Consider the following 16,537-nt stretch of genomic DNA (forward strand, 5'->3'; position numbering starts at 1 on the left):
GCCCCGCACGACCACCCCACCCGACACGAGAGGCACGCACCATGACGATCGACCTCGATCGCGGTCCGCTGAGCGAGCGCACCGCCCGCTTCCTCGCCGACGACCCCGGACGCCTGCTGATCGGCGGCCGCTGGACCGCCGCGAGCGGAGGCGCCGACTTCGCCACCTGCGACCCCGCGACCGGAGAGGAGCTCGCCCGCGTCGCCCGCGCCGGCGCCGACGACGTCGACCGCGCGGTCGCCGCCGCGGGCGAGGCGCTCGGAGCCTGGGCCCGGATGCGGCCCGCCGACCGCACCCGTCTGCTCTGGCGCATCGCCGACCTCATGGAGGAGCACCTCGAGACCCTCGCCGAGCTCGAGACGCTCGACCAGGGCAAGAGCCTGCGCACGTCCCGGTTCGGCGAGATCCCCGCGGCGATCAGCCAGTTCCGCTACTACGCGGGCTGGCCGACGAAGATCCTCGGCGAGACCATCCCCACCTCGCTGAGCCGCACGCCGGAGGGCAAGGAGGTGTTCGCCTACACGCGCCGCGAGCCGGTGGGCGTCGTCGCCGCGATCGTGCCGTGGAACTCGCCCATGATCATGACGGCGATGAAGCTCGCACCCGCCCTCGCCGCCGGATGCACGATCGTGCTGAAGCCCGCCGAGCACACCTCGCTCACCGCCCTCTACCTCGGGCGGCTGCTCGTCGAGGCCGGGGTGCCCGACGGCGTCGTGAACATCGTGACCGGGTACGGACACGAGACCGGCCAGGCACTCGTGGAGCACCGCGGCGTCGCGAAGATCGCCTTCACCGGCTCCACCGCGGTCGGCAAGCGCCTCGTGCAGACCGCCGCATCCCGGCTCGCCCGCCTCACCCTCGAGCTCGGCGGCAAGTCGCCCTCGATCGTGATGCCGGATGCGGACCTCGACGCCGCGATCGAGGGCGTCTCGCGCGGCATCTTCGACAACGGCGGCCAGGTGTGCGTCGCGAGCGCGCGGGTCTACGCGCACCGCGACGTGTACGACCGGATCGTCGCGGGCATGGCCGAGGCCGGACGGAGGCTCCGGATGGGGCACGGCCTCGCCGCCGCGACCGACCTCGGGCCACTCGTCAGCGCCGCACAGGCCGAGCGCGTCGCCGCGTACGTCGACGAGGGGGTCGCCGAGGGCGTCACCGTCGTCACCGGCGGCGAGCGCGGCGGCTCGAACGGCACGTTCTTCAGCCCGACCGTGCTCACGGACGTGACCGCCGACATGCGCCTCATGCGCGAGGAGATCTTCGGCCCTGTCGCCGTCGTCACCCCCTTCGACGACCTCGACGAGGTCGTCGGCTGGGCGAACGACAGCGACTACGGTCTCGCCGCGAGCGTATGGACCGAGGGCCTGAGCAACGGCCACCGCATCGCCGCGCGGCTGCAGGCGGGGACCGTCTGGGTGAACTGCCACTCCTTCCTCGGACCGGAGCTCCCCAAGGGCGGCCACAAGGAGTCCGGCTGGGGCTACGAGAACGGCCCGCAGGGGCTCGAGAACTACCTGGAGACGAAATCGGTGGTGATGGTCGTATGAGCGCACGGCCCGAGAACGCGGCGGATACGGCATCCGCGCCGACAGCACGGGGCGGCCGCATCCGGCTCGGGGTCTTCGAGATGATGAACCCCTCGAACGGGATGCCGACCTGGACGCACCCGGAGGGCCGCGGCGACCACTGGGACCGCCTCGACCACTGGGCCGGCCTCGCCCGCGAGCTCGACGCGGCCGGATTCGACTTCCTCTTCTTCGCCGACACCTACGGCTACGCGACGCTCGGCGGGCGGATGCCGGACGAGGTCGCCGCGCACGGCATCCAGTTCCCGGCCCTCGACCCGATGCTCGCGATCGCCGCCCTCGCGCGCGAGACCGAGACGCTCGGGTTCGTCGTGACCTCGCCGACCACCGTCGAGCGCCCCTACGCGACCGCCCGCCGCTTCGCGACGCTCGACCGCTTCACCGGCGGGCGCATCGGATGGAACGTCGTGACCGGGAGCTCCCAGGCCACGACCGACGAGCTCTTCGGCATCACCGAGCAGCTGTCGCACGATGCGCGCTACGACGCGGCCGACGCGTTCCTCGACACGTGCCTGCGGCACTGGGAGCACAGCTGGGACGACGACGCCGAGGTGCGCGACCGCTCCCGCGGCGTCTACGCCGACCCGGCGAAGCTGCATCGCGTCGAGGTCGACGGAGCCCACCAGCGCTCGCGCGGCGTCTTCGCCGTGCCGCCCACCCCGCAGCGCACCCCCGTGCTCTTCCAGGCCGGCACCTCCGACCGCGGCCGGGCCTATGCGGCCCAGAACGCCGAGGCGGTCTTCATCCAGGGTCAGAGCATCGAGAGCGCCGCGGCGCACGTCCGCGACATCCGCGAGCAGGCCGTGCTCGGCGGGCGCCGCGCCGAGGACGTGGCGGTGATCACGGGCATGACCGTGACGGTCGCGCCCACCCGCGCCGAGGCCGAGGTACTGCGCGCGGAGTACGAGGCCCTGCTCGACCGGGGAGACGCCGCCGTCATGTTCGCCGGGATCACCGGGCTCGACCTCACCGGGCTCGACCCCGACTCGAAGGTCGTCGACCTGAAGACCGACCTCGGTCAGACGCTTGTGCAGCGCTACGCCCGGCAGAACCCCGAGATGCGGGTCGGCGAGATCCTCGACCAGTTCCGCACCAAGGCCATCCGGGGGTTCCAGATCACCGGAACGCCCGAGGAGGTCGCCGACGAGATCGAGGCGATCGTCGACGGCGCAGGGATCGACGGCATCATGCTCGAGCCGACCTTCGGCGGCCCGGGCGCGTACCGCGCGTTCATCGAGCTGGTCCTGCCGATCCTCACCGCCCGTGGGCGCGTGGGCTCCCCCGAGGGCACGACGCTGCGCGAGCACTTCGGCGCCGGCGCGCGCCTCGCCCCCACGCACCGCGCCCACCGCCTCGCCGCCCGCGAGGCCGACGACGCGCCGTCACCGGGGAGGACGCATGCGGCGCTCTGAAGCGAAAGTCCTCACGCTTCGTCTCGCTTCGCTCGCTCAGCGACCGGACTCCGGTTCCTGAGCGAGGAGCGAAGCGACGAGACGAAGGGCCACCGGTGACGAACGAACACCCCGAACACGGAGACGACGAATGAGAGAGAACGAATGAAAGCCGATGCCGTCGAGGCGGTGATCCGCGGCCTGAAGAGGGCCGGGGTGAGCGTCGCCACCTACCTGCCGGACTCCCTGCTGAAGGAGCTTTACCCGGCGCTCGACGCGGACCCCGACATCCGCACCATCCCGGTCACGAATGAGGGCGAGGGCGCGGCGATCGCCGGCGGGGTCTTCCTCTCCGGCAAGCGCGCCGTGCTCGTCATGGAGAACTCGGGCCTGCGCGCCGCGACCGAGCACCTCGCGCGGATGGGGCTCGGCGCCGGCATCCCGGTCGTCATGATCATGAGCTACCGGGGCGAGCTCGGCGAGAACAACTGGTGGGCGATCCCGCACGGGATCACGATGGAGCCGCTGCTGCAGGCACTGCGCACGCCCTACACGCTCGTGCGCGACGTCGACCAGATCGAGCAGGCCGTCGTGAACGCCTATGAGACCGCCTACGCGTCGTATTACCACGCCGCCGTCGTCCTCGGAGGGGACCTCGTCCGATGAGCTACTCCCGATTCGAAGCCATGAAGCTGCTGGGCGCGCGCCTGGCCGACGAGCTCGTCATCCTCTCCCTGGGCGGAGCGGTCGACGAGTGGTACAACGCCGCTCCCCACATGCGGGACGCGAGCCTCTTCCAGCAGCAGCTCGGCTGCGTCACCCCCGAGGCGTTCGGGCTCGCGGTGGGCCTGCCGCACCGCCGGATCGTGTCGCTCGACACCGACGGCGGGCTGCTGTTCAACCTCGGCATCCTCGCAACCCTCGGCAACGAGCAGCCTGCGAACCTCTTCGTCGTCGTCTGGGACAACGAGCAGTACCAGTCGATCGGCGGGCCGCCGACGCACACCGCGAAGGGGCGCGTCGACCTCGCCGCGATCGCCCGCGGCGCCGGCGTCGAGCAGGCGTACACGGCGGAGTCCCTCGAGGAGTTCGACGCGCACTGCGCCGCGGGGCTCGCCGCATCCGAGCCGTACATCGTGGTCGCGAAGACCGACGGCGTCCTCGAGCCCGGCATCCGGCGCAAGCACTCGGACGGCCGCGAGGACAAGTACATCTTCGTGCGCCACGTGGAGAAGACCGAGGGCATCACGATCATGGGCCCGAGCGAGCACAACTGATGCCCGTCGTGTCCTCGCCCGCCGCCGCCTACGACCACCTCGTCGTGGGCGGCGGGGCGGCCGGCTGCGTGCTCGCCGCCCGGCTCTCGGAGGACCCCGACGCGCGGGTGCTGCTCGTCGAGGCGGGCCCGGATCACCGGGGCCTTCGCGAGGTGCTCGACGCCGCGCACTGGGACGCCCTGATCGGCGGCCCGTACGACCACGGCTACCGTTCCACGCCCACCGAGCACGTGCTGGGCCGCGCGCTCGCGATGCCGCGCGGCAGGGTGCTCGGCGGCAGCTCGTCGACGAACGCCATGCTCTGGTATCGCGGAAGCCGCGCCGACTACGACGGCTGGGCGGATGCGGGCGCCACCGGATGGGGCTACGACGACCTGCTGCCCGCCTTCCGGCGCTCCGAGGCCCGGGCCGGCGGCGACCCCGCCTACCGCGGACTCGACGGCCCGATGCGCGTCGGTCCCCTCTCCGACGTGCACCCGATCGCGCACGCGCTGATCGCCGCATCCGCCGAGCGGGGGCTCCCCGTCATCGACGACGCGAACGCCGCGTCGAACGACGGCGCGACGTACGCCGACTACAACGCGGTCGTGGGCCCGGATGGCGCGTTCGAGCGCTGGAGCACCGCCCGCGGCTATCTCGAGCCCGCCCTCGACCGCCCGAACCTCGACGTGCTCGTGGGCAGCCCGGTGCACGGGCTCGTGCTCGCCGGCACCGCGGTCACCGGCATCCGGCACGTCGTCGATGGCGCGCTCGTCACGACCTCCGCGACGCGCGTCGTGCTCGCCGCGGGCGCCCTCGACACCCCACGGCTGCTGCAGCTGTCGGGCATCGGCGACCCGGCACGGCTCGCCGCGGCCGGCATCCGTCCCCGGCACGACCTGCCCGGCGTCGGCGAGAACTTCCAGGACCATCCGCTGATCCTCGGCATGAACTTCCGCGCCCGCACCGGGCTGGGCGCCGTCGTCGGCAACGGCGGCGGGGCGATGCTCAACTGGCGGAGCTCCCACGCGACCGCCGGCCCCGACCTGCACGCCGTCATCGCGCACGGCTCGCGCGGCGACGAGGCGCTCCACGCCGCGCACGACCTGTCGGGCGACCGGGTCTTCGCGCTCGTCCCCGGGCTCTACGGCTCGCGCAGCGTCGGCTGGGTGCGCGTGCGCACGGCCGATCCCACCGCGCCCGCCGACATCCAGCCGAACTACCTCGCCGATCCGACCGACCTCGCCGCGATGGTCGAGGCGGTCGACGCCGTGCACGACCTCGTCGCGAGCTCCGCCTACGCCGAGCTCGCCGAGGGGCCGATCACGCCGCCGCACGGCCTCGACCGTGCCGCGAAGACCCGGTTCGTGCGCGAGAACATCGGCAGCTTCTTCCACTGCTCCGGCACCGCCCGCATCGGCACCGATGACCTCGCCGTCGTCGACCCTTCGCTGCGGGTGCGCGGGCTCGAGGGCCTGTGGGTCGCGGACGCCTCGGTCATGCCCCGCATCCCGACCGCGAACACGCAGGCGCCGACCGTCGCGATCGCCGAGCGCGCCGCGGAGCTCATCGGAACGCACTGAGCGCCGAGGTTCTCCGCGATCGATCGTTGACGCGACGGGCTGGCGTATCCGAGGCACCGATCCTCACCGGGCAGGCCTTCGGAGAGGTGAGCTCCTTGCTCGGCTTACGCCGCAACGAACCCCGTGCGGCGGCGGTGGCGGCCGCGCACAGCCGCGACGCCGGGCCCGTGATCCGTGTGCGCCGGTACGGGGCGACGCGATTGGTTGTTGCCTCATTGCCAGGATCGGGACGCGGCGCCGTGATCCTCGTCAGCAATGCTCTGGGCGCGAGCCGCAGCGAGCGGTCGGGCGGCATCCGCTTTGGCAGCGGCTTCCGCCGACAAGACTATACGTCGTATATACGCTGTTCATACCGGAGGCGGTTCATGGCTCTCGACGCGGTGTTCACGCTCAAGCTCGATGAGGGATTGCGCGACGACTTCATGGCCGAGGCCGCCGCGGCGCACCGCACCGCGTCCCAGGTCGCGCGCGAGCTGATGCGGGAGTACGTCGAGAGCCAGCGCCGCGCCCGCGAGTACGAGGCGTTCCTGGCGGAGAAAGTTTCTGCGGCGCGAGCGTCGCTGGGAGCCGGTGAGGGCATCGACAACGCCGAGGTAGACGCCAGGTGCGCCGCGCGTCGCACCTCCGCGGCATGAGGGTCATCTGATCGCCGCAGGCGCTGATCACCCGCGAGAACGCGACGCGCGCGCAGTGGTGGACACTCGAAGAACGGGCCCGGGGCGGATAATATACGTCGACCCTCGCGACGCGACCGCATAAAACCGGCCTGCCGACGTCTACGCCGGCCGCAGCTGCCCTCCAAGAACTTGAGATCGAAGAACCCGCCAACTACTTGACGGGGGACAATCCAATCCGGAACGGAAGGTTACCGACTATGCAGAGACGCCCCCTTTTTCGTTTGCTTCCCGAGGTGTCGATCGATATGAACTCGAGCAGTCCGTTGTGGGGCGACCCGGCCGGTGATGATGAGCCTCACGATGCATCGTTGTTGGAGACCATCGGATTGTCTAACCGGTTAGTCTCGCAGTTGAAGGAATGGGATAGGTGCTGGCAGCAGAACTATAACCAAACGACGGGTTGGAAGACACAGGAGCAATGTGATGCCTGGCAATCATCTGGTACACGCTTGCTTACTCGGCTTCGTGTCGAACTCGGAAGCCGAGCCGACGTTGAAGGATGGTTTAGTCAATACGTGATGGTGGATGGGGAGTGAATTCGGACGTGAGGAACGAAATGGTCCGATTATCACCAATTCGTTCCTCACTCCCTCATTTCATCATCGCGTACTAGCAGACCAGACTGCCCGTAGGGAATGCGGTGATCAGTCGGTCACTGTTTGTTGCCCACGCCGCGCGTGATCGGAACTGGTATGCCGGTAGCCCGGTGCTTGTTTGGATAAAGTACACCATCGTGACACCACACTGCGTTTGATTAATTGAGTTGCTGCCGACGTAGTCTGGGTACATCGTAATTGTCGATACGACCACGTTCATGAGATCATCCCAGCTCTGAATTCCTTGGAGGCTTGGGTTCCAGCCCTGAGCGACGGCGTTGTCGTACTTAGCTTGCCAATCGTCCTGATGCTCCGCCTGGATGTGTTTGTATCCCCAGCCGCTGGTTCCGCACTTTAGCCTAACGTCCTTGCCAGCGCCGTTCCAGTAAAAGATGTAGCTCGCGAAGACGCTATCCAACTCGTCGAATACGTAACAACGTGTCCATTGGTCCAGATTGATGAGTTGCGGGGTGACTTCCCCAACGGATGGTTCAGAGCCATTTAGGTCAAGAGATTGGATGTCAATGAGTTCGTCGACGGGAGTTAGTTCCCCATCCACCATCACGGCCAGCGAGAGGTCTGTGTCACCACTCGCACGGATGGCTTCGGCTCCGGGCAGCTCGGTGAGCGCTCCTTCGTCTATTTGATCGGTGCTGGGGTTCTGCTCCGCACCAAAAGCCGCGGGGGCGATCCCGACGCACAGGAGAGATGCCAACAATGTCGTAGCGATGATGGATGCAGGTGTTTTCATTAGGTCCTCTGTTGGTGTTAGTCAGCCTTCGTGCGCATCGATTGGGACCCGATGTAGTCGGCTCGTGATCGATTGCGCATCAAGCTACTGACCGTTCGAGGGGTCTCCCACGGTATGCAAGCGGTTGTAGAGAGTTGCTCTTTATGCTAAGGGGCTTCGGACGCGTCGCCCGAACGCGTCACCTCCGCGACCATGACGCCCAGTGTGGATAAGACCCTTGCAAGGGTCCTTAATGTGGGGTTGGCGAGGGTGCCGCTTCTCGTGAATCCGCGCTCGAGCGAGGTGTATGCCTCGGTAGACACTCCCGCTTAATGGGCGACATTTTCCTGAGAGAGTCCTGCTCGAATCCGGGCGGCATAGAGAGACTCTGCGAGTCCCATCGCCGCTTGCCAGTGGGATGATTCCGCGGGGTTCATAGTCATAGCGAGCGGGTGCTCGGTTGCGATACAGGGGACCAGTGCAACCGATCGACCTGCTCTGGCGCGTGCAGAACGTACCAGTCCTGCGCACGTTCAGCATCTCGTTCCGCGTCGTAGCGAAACAGAACCGCGTGGCGTAGCTCACCGGGCCCGGCTGCGCAGCAATGCCTCGATTTCTTCCCACGAGCGGCTCGGCGTCGGCCAGCCGCTGGTCGATGAGGGCGACTTCGGCAGGCGACTTCGGCAGGAGAGACGGGCAATGCGTCGGCGTCGATGGAGGCCCAGGGCTCGTTGATCAGCTCGACGCGTTCTGCCACGTCGAGGCCCTTGGCCTGGGCGAGGAGCGTCCGATCAACCATGAGCACACGCTACCCGCACCCGCAGACAGCAGGCGAAGACGCCGCATCCGTCTGTGCGGCACCGGGAATACCTCCCGCGGATGAGGCGGATACCTCGCCTCGACCGATGCGACGCCGCATCCGCATCCGCATCCGCAGCGTCGCGAGCATGAAACACAACGATCCCTCCGACATGGACGTCCTGCAAACCGCCTCATCGTCGTGCCGCTGGTCGAGGGTGGGGGCTCCTGCCGCCGTGGTGCGGGACGGCGCTCCCGCCGGCCCGACCGCACGCGGTCGGGCCGGCGGGAGCGGTCAGGAGCGAGCGGCCGCGCTGGCCTTCACCGCACGGCGGCGGAGGCGCGTCGCCACCAGCATCAGCAAGCCGGCTGCCAGGAGCACGACAGACGTGACAAGTCCAGCGACCTCTCCGCCGGTCGCTGCCAGGCGCGAGCCGTCGCCCGGAGAAGCGGAGACGGGTCCGACGAGTCCCGGGGCGTCCGTGTCCGGTGCGCCGGCGGCCGGCGTGTCGCCCGCGCCGGGCGTCGCCCCCGCGTCCGGCCCGGCGGGAACGGGGACCGCGATCAGCACCGGCGCGCTCGCCGCGGTCCCGAGCCCGTTGTCCGCCACCACGCGATACCACGTGCTCTGCGAGAGCTCGGTGACCTCGAGCGTCTCACCGGTCTCGTCCTCGATCGTCGCCCAGGTCTCGCCATCCGCCGACTGCTGCCAGCCGACGGCCGGCGCCGGCGATCCGGTGACGGAAGCCGTGAGGGTCACAGAGCCCCCGGCCTCGAGGATCTCCGCGGATGCCGACAGGGCCGACGTCGGCACCGACTGCCCCTCGAGGATCAGCGGCACCGCCGCATCCATCGACCGGTCTACGGGGTCAGGGCTGTAGCTGACCAGAAAGTACGCCGTGTCGGGGGCGGCGGCCGTGAGATCCAGGTTGAAGCTGGTGTGGAAGGTGCCACCGTTGTTGCCGTTCGAGCTGCGAGTCGTCAACGCGCCTTCACCCGCGTAGCTGTCACCGCGCGCATTCCACACGCCGGCCGGCACGACGGCCAGCTGCGGAGCGTCGGTCTGAGGGTACCCGCCGCCGAGGAGCGTGACCGGAGAGGTCAGCCCCGCCACGAGCGCGGGCGCGCCGTCGACGTGAACCGACGGATCCCACAGGAGCGCCGGAACATCCGGTGTCGGCAGGACGTGGAGGGTGACCGCAGGGCTCGTCGCACTGCCGAACTCGTTCGTCGCGGTGACCCGGTACTGCATGCCGTCCAGGTCGACGGAGACATCGTCGAAGGGGACGAGCGCGAAGCGGGAGTCGGCGAGCGCGATGTCGAGAGGCAGCCAGGTGACGCCGCCGTCCCGCGACGTCTCGACCGCGAGGCTCGGGGCGGGCGCGCCCAGGAAGGAGTATGTGACGGTGAAGCTGCGGCCTTCGAACACCCAGGCGTCCGTCGTCGAGCTCAGGCTCGCCGGCGCTACGCCGGCCTCCACCATGAGAAGCGCCTGCTGGGATGTCACGCTCGTCATGCCATCGCTCACGACCGCGCGGATGAACGTGAGATGGTCGGCGGCGGTGAGATTCTCCATGACGAGGGACGCCGAGGTGGCCCCCTCGATGGTCGTCCAGACCGCGGGATTCGTCAGAGAGGCGCGTTCCCAGCGATAGCTCAGCTCGCCGACGCCCACGGCGGTGACCTCGAAGGAGGCCGATCGTCCGGCGATCGCGGTGACGCCGACCGGCTGGGAGGAGATCGAGAGGCTCGCGGCGTACTCCGGGAGCGAGCCCGACAGGCTGATCCCGGGTGCGCTGGGCGCCTTGGTGGAGTCGGCCCCGCCGCCGCTCGTGTGCCAGTAGGTCGACAGGCCGGTGCGGTAGTGGAAGTCGACGAACGAGGTGGGCCAGGAGCCCCACTCCGGGTTCGCCGCCTTCACCGAGTCCGAGATGGCGGAAACCGCCTCACGCCCGGAGTCGGGGTCGTCCGCCTCGACGAGGGGGAAGTAGTCCACGCCGACGTAGCGGGGCGTTCCCGTCACGGCACCGTCGATCAGGCTGACGTCGTCGAGCTCCAGCACGGTCACCCCGCTGGTCGGCTCGAGATCGTGGGACTGGCTGGGGTCGTCCATGCGCGCGGCCTTGCCGCCGACGGTGGCGGTGAGGCCCGCCGAGCGCGTGTCGCCATCGATCGTGAGGACGGGATCCTGGATGTACCAGGGCACGATCCCACCGTAGGAGTAGACCGTGACCGCGCCTGACCAGGAGATGGTCGTGACGTCCTCGCCCTCCACGACCACACCGTTCGAGAAGAACGCCCGGAGGCCGGTGTGGGTGCCGTCGACGGTGGCGCAGGCGTTCTCCGCGGTGACCTCGAGCGCGGCCCCGGACTCGGACCGCTTGAGGACCGTGACATCGCCATCGACTGCGCGCCAGTCCTCCGTGGTCCCGTCGGCCACGCCCGCGGAGAACAACGCGCACGTCCCGTTGGCCGCCGCGACCTGCTGAAGCTCGGAGATCTCCCACTCCAGTGTCGCTGTGCCGGTCTCCTCCGACTCGACGGCGGAGGCGGAAGCGCTGAAGGCAGGAACGGTGAGCACGAGCGACGACAGGACGAACGTCGACGCCCAGCGCGAGAATGCACGCATGACGGGATCTCCGGAGGATGGGGCACACGCTGAGGGCGGCCGGGACGAATCCGCGACAGAGCGGATAAGGCAAGGGTATCCTTACTGCGCTCGCCGCGACAATTCGCGTCGCCCGGCAGGCCGGGCCGGCGGACGGGGTTGGCACACCCGCATCCGCTCGCCGCACGCCGCTCGCCGCGGCACCGGGAACACCTCCCGCGGATGAGGCGGGTACCTCGCCCCGGCCGATGCGACGCCGCGTCCGCGCCGGGCGACCCGCACCACCCCGATGCGCGCCCGTCGGCTGCCCTGGTCTCCCACCGCGAGGAGGTTCTGGAGCTGATCCGACGCCGGCGAACACCCTCGCGTCTTCGGCTCGGTCGCCCGGGGGACCGACACGCCCGACAGCGACCTCGACATCGTGATCAAGGTTGCGCCCGAGCGCGCGTGGGACTTCGTGAGCCTGTCCCGTGAGCTGAGCGAGCTGCTCGGCGTGCGAGTCGATGTCGTCTTCGAACGAGGCCTCAAAGCCGAGCACGCGGGCCTGCTCTCCGAGGCACGCCCGCTGGGAACGACTCGGCCGCCCACCATGGAGTCGCCGACCGGTACGGCATCCGGGTCGAGCGGGCTCTGCGAGATCTGATCGATCACGGCGAGACGGCGACTCGGCTTGTCGTCCGGGGTGAACACCGGTACGACGAAGACGAGATGCTGCGCTACGCGGCGGAAGGCTTGCTGATCCGTGCAGGCGAAGCCGTCGATCGCATCGACAAGGCGCCTTCCACCTTCGTGGATGACCATCCCGAGCTGGAATTGCGCAAGCTCAAGGATGCCCGCAACGTGACCGCGCACGGCTTCGACATCGTCGACGCCGTGATCGTGTGGGCGATTCTCTCCACGCACGTGCCCGTCGTCACAGCTCGTGTCCGGGGCGTGCTGGCGCAGCCGTAGCGGCGCCCGCATCCGACGGTCACCGGCGCATCGATGGTCGCTCCCGGCTGCCGAGCAATCGACGCGGAACCTGCCCACCCGTCCAGCTCCGGTGCCGTCCGGACCGCCACCGGCGAGCAGGATCGTATCCTGGTCGCGCAGATACGTGCCATGATCGTCGCCGAGAGCACGCCCCGCGGCTGGGCATCCCCCGTGAGTCGCCCTCTCTCCCGCCGATCGCGGGAGAGGCTGGGGCGGACACAGGGGCAGGTGGCGCGATGACGAATCGGCATCGGCGAGGTGCACGCCGCATCCACGGGTGGGCCGCGCCCGCCGTCGCCGCTCTGATGCTGGTCGGCTGCGGCGCGCCCGCACCCCCGCCCTCGGCCACCACACCCGCGACACCCGCCGCGCCGAGCGGGGATCCGGCACCGTCCGTCCCGGCATCCGCCACCGGATGGTGGGAGCCGACCGGTGAGACGCAGGTGCTCGCCACCGGACTCGCGGCGCCGTGGTCCGTCGTACCGCTGCCGGAGGGCGGCGCGCTCATCTCACAGCGCGACGACGGACGCGTGCTCGAGCTGACCGCATTCGATCAGACGCGCGAGGTCGGCGTGGTGCCCGACGTCGTCTCGGGCGGTGAGGCGGGCCTGCACGGACTCGCCGTGTGGCAGGACGAGGCCACCTGGCTCTACGCCTACCACGGCACGGCGGACGACAATCGCGTGGTGCGGATGCCGCTCACCGGGGCGCCGGGCGCGCTCGGCCTCGGCGAGGCGGAACCCGTCATCACCGGGATCCCCCGCGCCCGGACGCACAACGGCGGGCGCATCGCGTTCGGGCCCGACGGCTTCCTCTACGTCGCCACGGGCGATGCGCAGCTGCGGGACGCCGCGCAGGATCCCGCATCCCTCGCCGGCAAGATCCTGCGCCTGACCGCCACGGGCGACGCCGCGCCCGGCAATCCGTTCGGCTCCGCCGTGTGGAGCATCGGGCATCGCAACGTGCAGGGCATCGCGTGGACCAGCGACGGCGTGCTGTGGGCGAGCGAGTTCGGGCAGGACACCTGGGACGAGCTGAACGTCATCGTTCCCGGAGGCAACTACGGCTGGCCGGAGACGGAGGGCATCGCCGGTGTCGGGGGGCTGATCGATCCGGTGTTGCAGTTCTCGCCCGCCGAGGCGAGTCCCAGCGGGCTGGCCGCGATCGGCGACACGGTGTTCGTCGCGGGGCTGCGCGGGCAGAGGGTGTGGGTCGTCGACACCGCCGACGGCGAGGTCCGCAGCTCGGATGCGGTGTTCGAGGGCGAGCTCGGCCGCATCCGCGACGTCGTGGACGGCGCCGACGGCTCGCTGTGGCTCCTGACGAACAACACCGACGGCCGGGGAGACCCTCGCCCGGACGACGACCAGCTGGTGCGCGCGCCGCTCGCCACGGCACCCTGACGATCACCAGCGATCGGTCCCCGAGCGAGGGGAGCGAAGCTCCGAGACGAGACGAAGGGCAGCGACCGGGCCTTCACCACGCGGTCCCTGAGCGAGGCTTTCGGGTCGTCCTGGACAAGGGGGCCATCTTGACGTGGCGACGCCCGCAGGCCGACGCCACCCTCTCAGCCGGCGGGCTCGAGCAGAGCGTCGAGCGCGGCGAACTGCGCCCGGAAGTCGGCCCGCAGTCGCGCCTTCTGCGCGTCGTCGCAGAAGGCCGCATCCACCCCGTTCAGCGCGATCGTCTTCGCCGTGCCGGCGTCCACTCCCATCGCGGCGAGCCCCTCGCGGTACTCCCGCCCCAGGTCGGTGCGGAAGAACATCGCGTCGTCCGTCGAGACCGTGACCCGAAGCCCCGCGTCGATCATCGCCCGGATGCGATGCGCCGGATCCAGCGTCCAGCCCGAGCAGATCGTCGTCGAGACCGGTGTCGTCGTGAACGCGATGCCCCGCTCGCGGGCGAGCTCGACGATCTCCGGGTCGTCGACGATGCGGTACCCGTGGTCGAGGCGATGGCAGCCGAGGGTCTCGATCGCCTGGCGCACCGCATCCGGGGTCGCGTGATCGGTCTCACCGACGTGCGCCGTGCGCTTCAGGCCGTGCGCCGCCGCAAGCTCGTACGCGGCCGCGAACCGCAGGGGGTCCTCGGTGTTCTCGGGCGTCAGGTCGTCCTGCCCGATGCCGACGACCTCTGGCAGCGGATGCGCGATCACCTCGCGCACCATGTCGACGGCGGATGCGGCCGAGTCGCGGCGGTTGATCGCGGCGACGATGCGAAACCCGACGCCGAAGTCCCGCTCGGCCGCGGCGAGCCCGGCGATGATGGGCTCCATCACCTCGAGGTACCCGAGGCCGCGCGCGGCGAAGTACTGCGGGTTCACGAAGTACTCGCGGTAGCGCAGGTTCCCCTGGGCGACCGCATCGCGGACACCCTCCCACGCCACCCGCTCGAAGTCCTCCGGCTCGCGCAGCACGTCGTGCGCAAGGCGGAACGCGACGAGGAAGTCGGGGAGATCGGCGAAGTCGAAGAGGGTATCGGGGTCCGACCCCCAGAGCTCGACGCCGTGCTTCGCCGCGAACTCGAGGAAGGTGGCGGCGTTCATCGTCGAGACGAAGTGGCAGTGCAGCTCGGTCTTCGGCAGGAGCTGCAGGTAGTCGGCATAGGCGATCATCGTCTCGGTCCCTTCGTCATCGGCGGCGCGTGCTCTTCACCACGAGCAGCCGGTAGCGCGAGCCGTCGAGCGACCACCACCGGTGCGCGATCCCGCCGGAGTAGTGGATCGAGTCGCCGGCGGTGAGGTCGTACGTCGCGTCGTCGAGCTCGATCCGGATGGCGCCGTCCACGACGTAGACGAACTCCTCCTCGGCGTGGACGAACGGCTCCCCCGGCTCGAGGACGTCGGCCTCCACCTCCATCGGGTGGAACGCCCGCGCGCCACGCGCGAGCAGGCGCGCCGCCCCCGACGCGAACCCCTCGGGAAGCGAGCCCTCGCCGGCGCGCTGCACCTCGACGGCAGCGGGTCCGTCCTCGGCGTCAGAGGCGGCGATCAGCTCGATCGGGCTCGTCTCCAGCGCCAGCGCGATCCGCCGCAGCGACGCGAGGCTCGGCTGCGCGAGCCCGCGTTCGAGCTGGCTGAGGAACGGGTGCGAGAGCTCGGTCGCCGCGGCCAGCTGCACGAGGGTGAGGCGTCGCGCCGTACGGAGCTCGCGGATGCGGGCGCCCAGGCGGGCCGCTGCATCATCGTCGCTGTCCGACAGCGTGCGGGTGTCGCTCACAGTGGTGTCGCTCATGGTGCGATGCTCGATCCGCTCAGGCGGCGAGCGCGACCCCGTGCGCAGCGGCGTACTCCTCGACCCGCGCGATGAACGCCGCGCGGCGGGCGGCGGTGAGCCAGGACGCCTCGAACGAGTTGACCGCGAGCTGCACGAGGTCGGCCGCATCCAGGTCCGCGTGCTCGGCGAGCGCGACGTAGTTGTCGCCGACGTAGGCGCCGAAGTAGGCGGGGTCGTCGGAGTTCAGCGTGACGCGGGCGCCCTGACGCAGCAGGCCCACGATCTCGTCGGCCTTCATCTGCTCGGTCACGAAGGAGTTCGAGACGGGGCAGCAGGTGAAGCCGATGCCCTTCTCGATCGCGAGCGCCACGAGCTCGGGGTCCTCGACGATGTTCGTGCCGTGGTCGATGCGGTCGACGCCGATGTCGGTGAGCACCGTGCGGATGTTGTCGACCGAGCCGATCTGGTCGATGTCGCAGTGCATCGTGAGGAAGAAGCCCTCGGCCTTGGCGCGGGCGAACACGGCGGCGAACTTCGCCGGCGGGTTGTCGCGCTCGTCGGAGTCGAGGCCGACGCCGAGGATCCATGCCCGGTACGGCAGCGCCTCCATGAGGGTCGCCATCGCGTACTCGGCGGAGAAGTCGCGGAGGAAGCAGAGGATGAGCTCGGCCGAGACGCCCAGCTCGTCCTGCGCGCGGACGGCCGCACGCCGATAGCCGGTGATGACGTCCGCGAAGGGCACGCCCCGACTCGTGTGCGCCTGCGGGTCGAAGAACATCTCGACGTGCACGACGCCCTGCGCGTGCGCGCGCCGCAGGTACGCCCACGCCAGGTCGTGGAAGTCCTCGGCGGTCTGCAGCACCTGCATCGCCGGGTAGTACACCGCGAGGAAGCTCGTGAGGTCGGTGAAGTCGTACGTCGCCCGCACGTCCTCGACGGTCTTCTGCGCGAGCTCGATGCCGTTGCGGGCGGCGAGCTCGAACTTCAGCTCCGGCTCGAGCGTGCCCTCGAGGTGCAGGTGCAGCTCGGCCTTGGGCAGGCCGTGCGCGAACGCGGTGAGGTCGGTCATGCTGTTCCTTCGGTCAGGCGGGGTGGTGGGGCGGGGCGGATCGTGCGCTGTCTCTT

General features: G+C 69.9%; 13 protein-coding genes and 1 pseudogene. 9 read left to right on the forward strand and 5 right to left on the reverse strand.

Annotated features, from left to right (window positions below; translation table 11 throughout):
* Nucleotides 1–41: 41 nt before the first annotated feature.
* The 6 genes from GVL03_RS17295 to GVL03_RS17320 all read left to right on the forward strand — a co-directional run bounded on the left by GVL03_RS17295 (nt 42) and on the right by GVL03_RS17320 (nt 6,451).
* The gene (locus GVL03_RS17295; protein WP_159502258.1) at nt 42–1,547 is read left to right on the forward strand and encodes an aldehyde dehydrogenase; all 1,506 of its coding nucleotides are present in this window, start codon (nt 42–44) and stop codon (nt 1,545–1,547) included.
* Nucleotides 1,544–2,998, forward strand: a complete 1,455-nt coding sequence (locus GVL03_RS17300) for an NtaA/DmoA family FMN-dependent monooxygenase (RefSeq protein ID WP_159502259.1) — start codon at nt 1,544–1,546, stop codon at nt 2,996–2,998. Before GVL03_RS17295 ends, GVL03_RS17300 begins: the two co-directional genes overlap by 4 nt.
* A 144-nt stretch (nt 2,999–3,142) precedes the next feature.
* Nucleotides 3,143–3,643: a thiamine pyrophosphate-binding protein gene (locus GVL03_RS17305; RefSeq protein WP_159502260.1), complete on the forward strand. Its 501-nt coding sequence runs from the start codon at nt 3,143–3,145 to the stop codon at nt 3,641–3,643.
* Nucleotides 3,640–4,254 carry a thiamine pyrophosphate-dependent enzyme gene (locus GVL03_RS17310; protein ID WP_159502261.1) on the forward strand — a complete coding sequence of 205 codons (615 nt, stop codon included), beginning with the start codon at nt 3,640–3,642 and terminating at the stop codon, nt 4,252–4,254. Before GVL03_RS17305 ends, GVL03_RS17310 begins: the two co-directional genes overlap by 4 nt.
* Entirely contained in the window at nt 4,254–5,816 is a 1,563-nt protein-coding gene (locus tag GVL03_RS17315; protein ID WP_159502262.1) for a GMC family oxidoreductase, read from the forward strand. The genes GVL03_RS17310 and GVL03_RS17315 overlap by 1 nt, the downstream gene beginning before the upstream one ends.
* A gap of 239 nt (nt 5,817–6,055) precedes the next feature.
* Nucleotides 6,056–6,451: a CopG family ribbon-helix-helix protein gene (locus tag GVL03_RS17320; RefSeq protein ID WP_235038218.1), complete on the forward strand. Its 396-nt coding sequence runs from the start codon at nt 6,056–6,058 to the stop codon at nt 6,449–6,451.
* A 651-nt stretch (nt 6,452–7,102) separates the two neighbouring features.
* Here GVL03_RS17320 and GVL03_RS17325 read toward each other — a convergent pair.
* The gene (locus GVL03_RS17325) at nt 7,103–7,840 is read right to left on the reverse strand and encodes a hypothetical protein (RefSeq protein WP_159502263.1); all 738 of its coding nucleotides are present in this window, start codon (nt 7,838–7,840) and stop codon (nt 7,103–7,105) included.
* A 1,072-nt stretch (nt 7,841–8,912) separates the two neighbouring features.
* Complete coding sequence (locus tag GVL03_RS17330) at nt 8,913–11,246, reverse strand: hypothetical protein (RefSeq protein ID WP_159502264.1); 2,334 nt, start codon at nt 11,244–11,246, stop codon at nt 8,913–8,915.
* 358 nt (nt 11,247–11,604) lie between these two features.
* On the opposite strand from GVL03_RS17330, the pseudogene GVL03_RS17335 reads away from it, so the two are divergent.
* From GVL03_RS17335 to GVL03_RS17345, 3 genes and pseudogenes are all read left to right on the forward strand, one after another.
* A pseudogene (locus tag GVL03_RS17335) lies at nt 11,605–11,868 on the forward strand (nucleotidyltransferase family protein); the annotation flags it as partial.
* On the forward strand, nt 11,868–12,176 hold the full coding sequence (locus GVL03_RS17340; RefSeq protein WP_306770351.1) for a DUF86 domain-containing protein: 309 nt from the start codon (nt 11,868–11,870) through the stop codon (nt 12,174–12,176). The pseudogene GVL03_RS17335 and the gene GVL03_RS17340, both read left to right, overlap by 1 nt.
* Before the next feature lie 257 nt (nt 12,177–12,433).
* Nucleotides 12,434–13,600: a sorbosone dehydrogenase family protein gene (locus tag GVL03_RS17345; protein ID WP_159502266.1), complete on the forward strand. Its 1,167-nt coding sequence runs from the start codon at nt 12,434–12,436 to the stop codon at nt 13,598–13,600.
* 164 nt (nt 13,601–13,764) lie between these two features.
* Here GVL03_RS17345 and add (GVL03_RS17350) read toward each other — a convergent pair whose 3' ends face one another.
* From add (GVL03_RS17350) to add (GVL03_RS17360), 3 genes are read right to left on the reverse strand one after another with little or no spacing between them, the layout of a single operon-like run.
* Complete coding sequence (gene add, locus GVL03_RS17350) at nt 13,765–14,811, reverse strand: adenosine deaminase (protein WP_159502267.1); 1,047 nt, start codon at nt 14,809–14,811, stop codon at nt 13,765–13,767.
* A 16-nt stretch (nt 14,812–14,827) separates the two neighbouring features.
* Complete coding sequence (locus GVL03_RS17355; protein ID WP_159502268.1) at nt 14,828–15,430, reverse strand: helix-turn-helix domain-containing protein; 603 nt, start codon at nt 15,428–15,430, stop codon at nt 14,828–14,830.
* A gap of 19 nt (nt 15,431–15,449) precedes the next feature.
* Nucleotides 15,450–16,481, reverse strand: a complete 1,032-nt coding sequence (gene add, locus GVL03_RS17360; protein ID WP_159502269.1) for an adenosine deaminase — start codon at nt 16,479–16,481, stop codon at nt 15,450–15,452.
* Nucleotides 16,482–16,537: the final 56 nt, after the last annotated feature.

The organism is Microbacterium sp. 18062 (assembly GCF_902706225.1).
Lineage (GTDB): Bacteria > Actinomycetota > Actinomycetes > Actinomycetales > Microbacteriaceae > Microbacterium.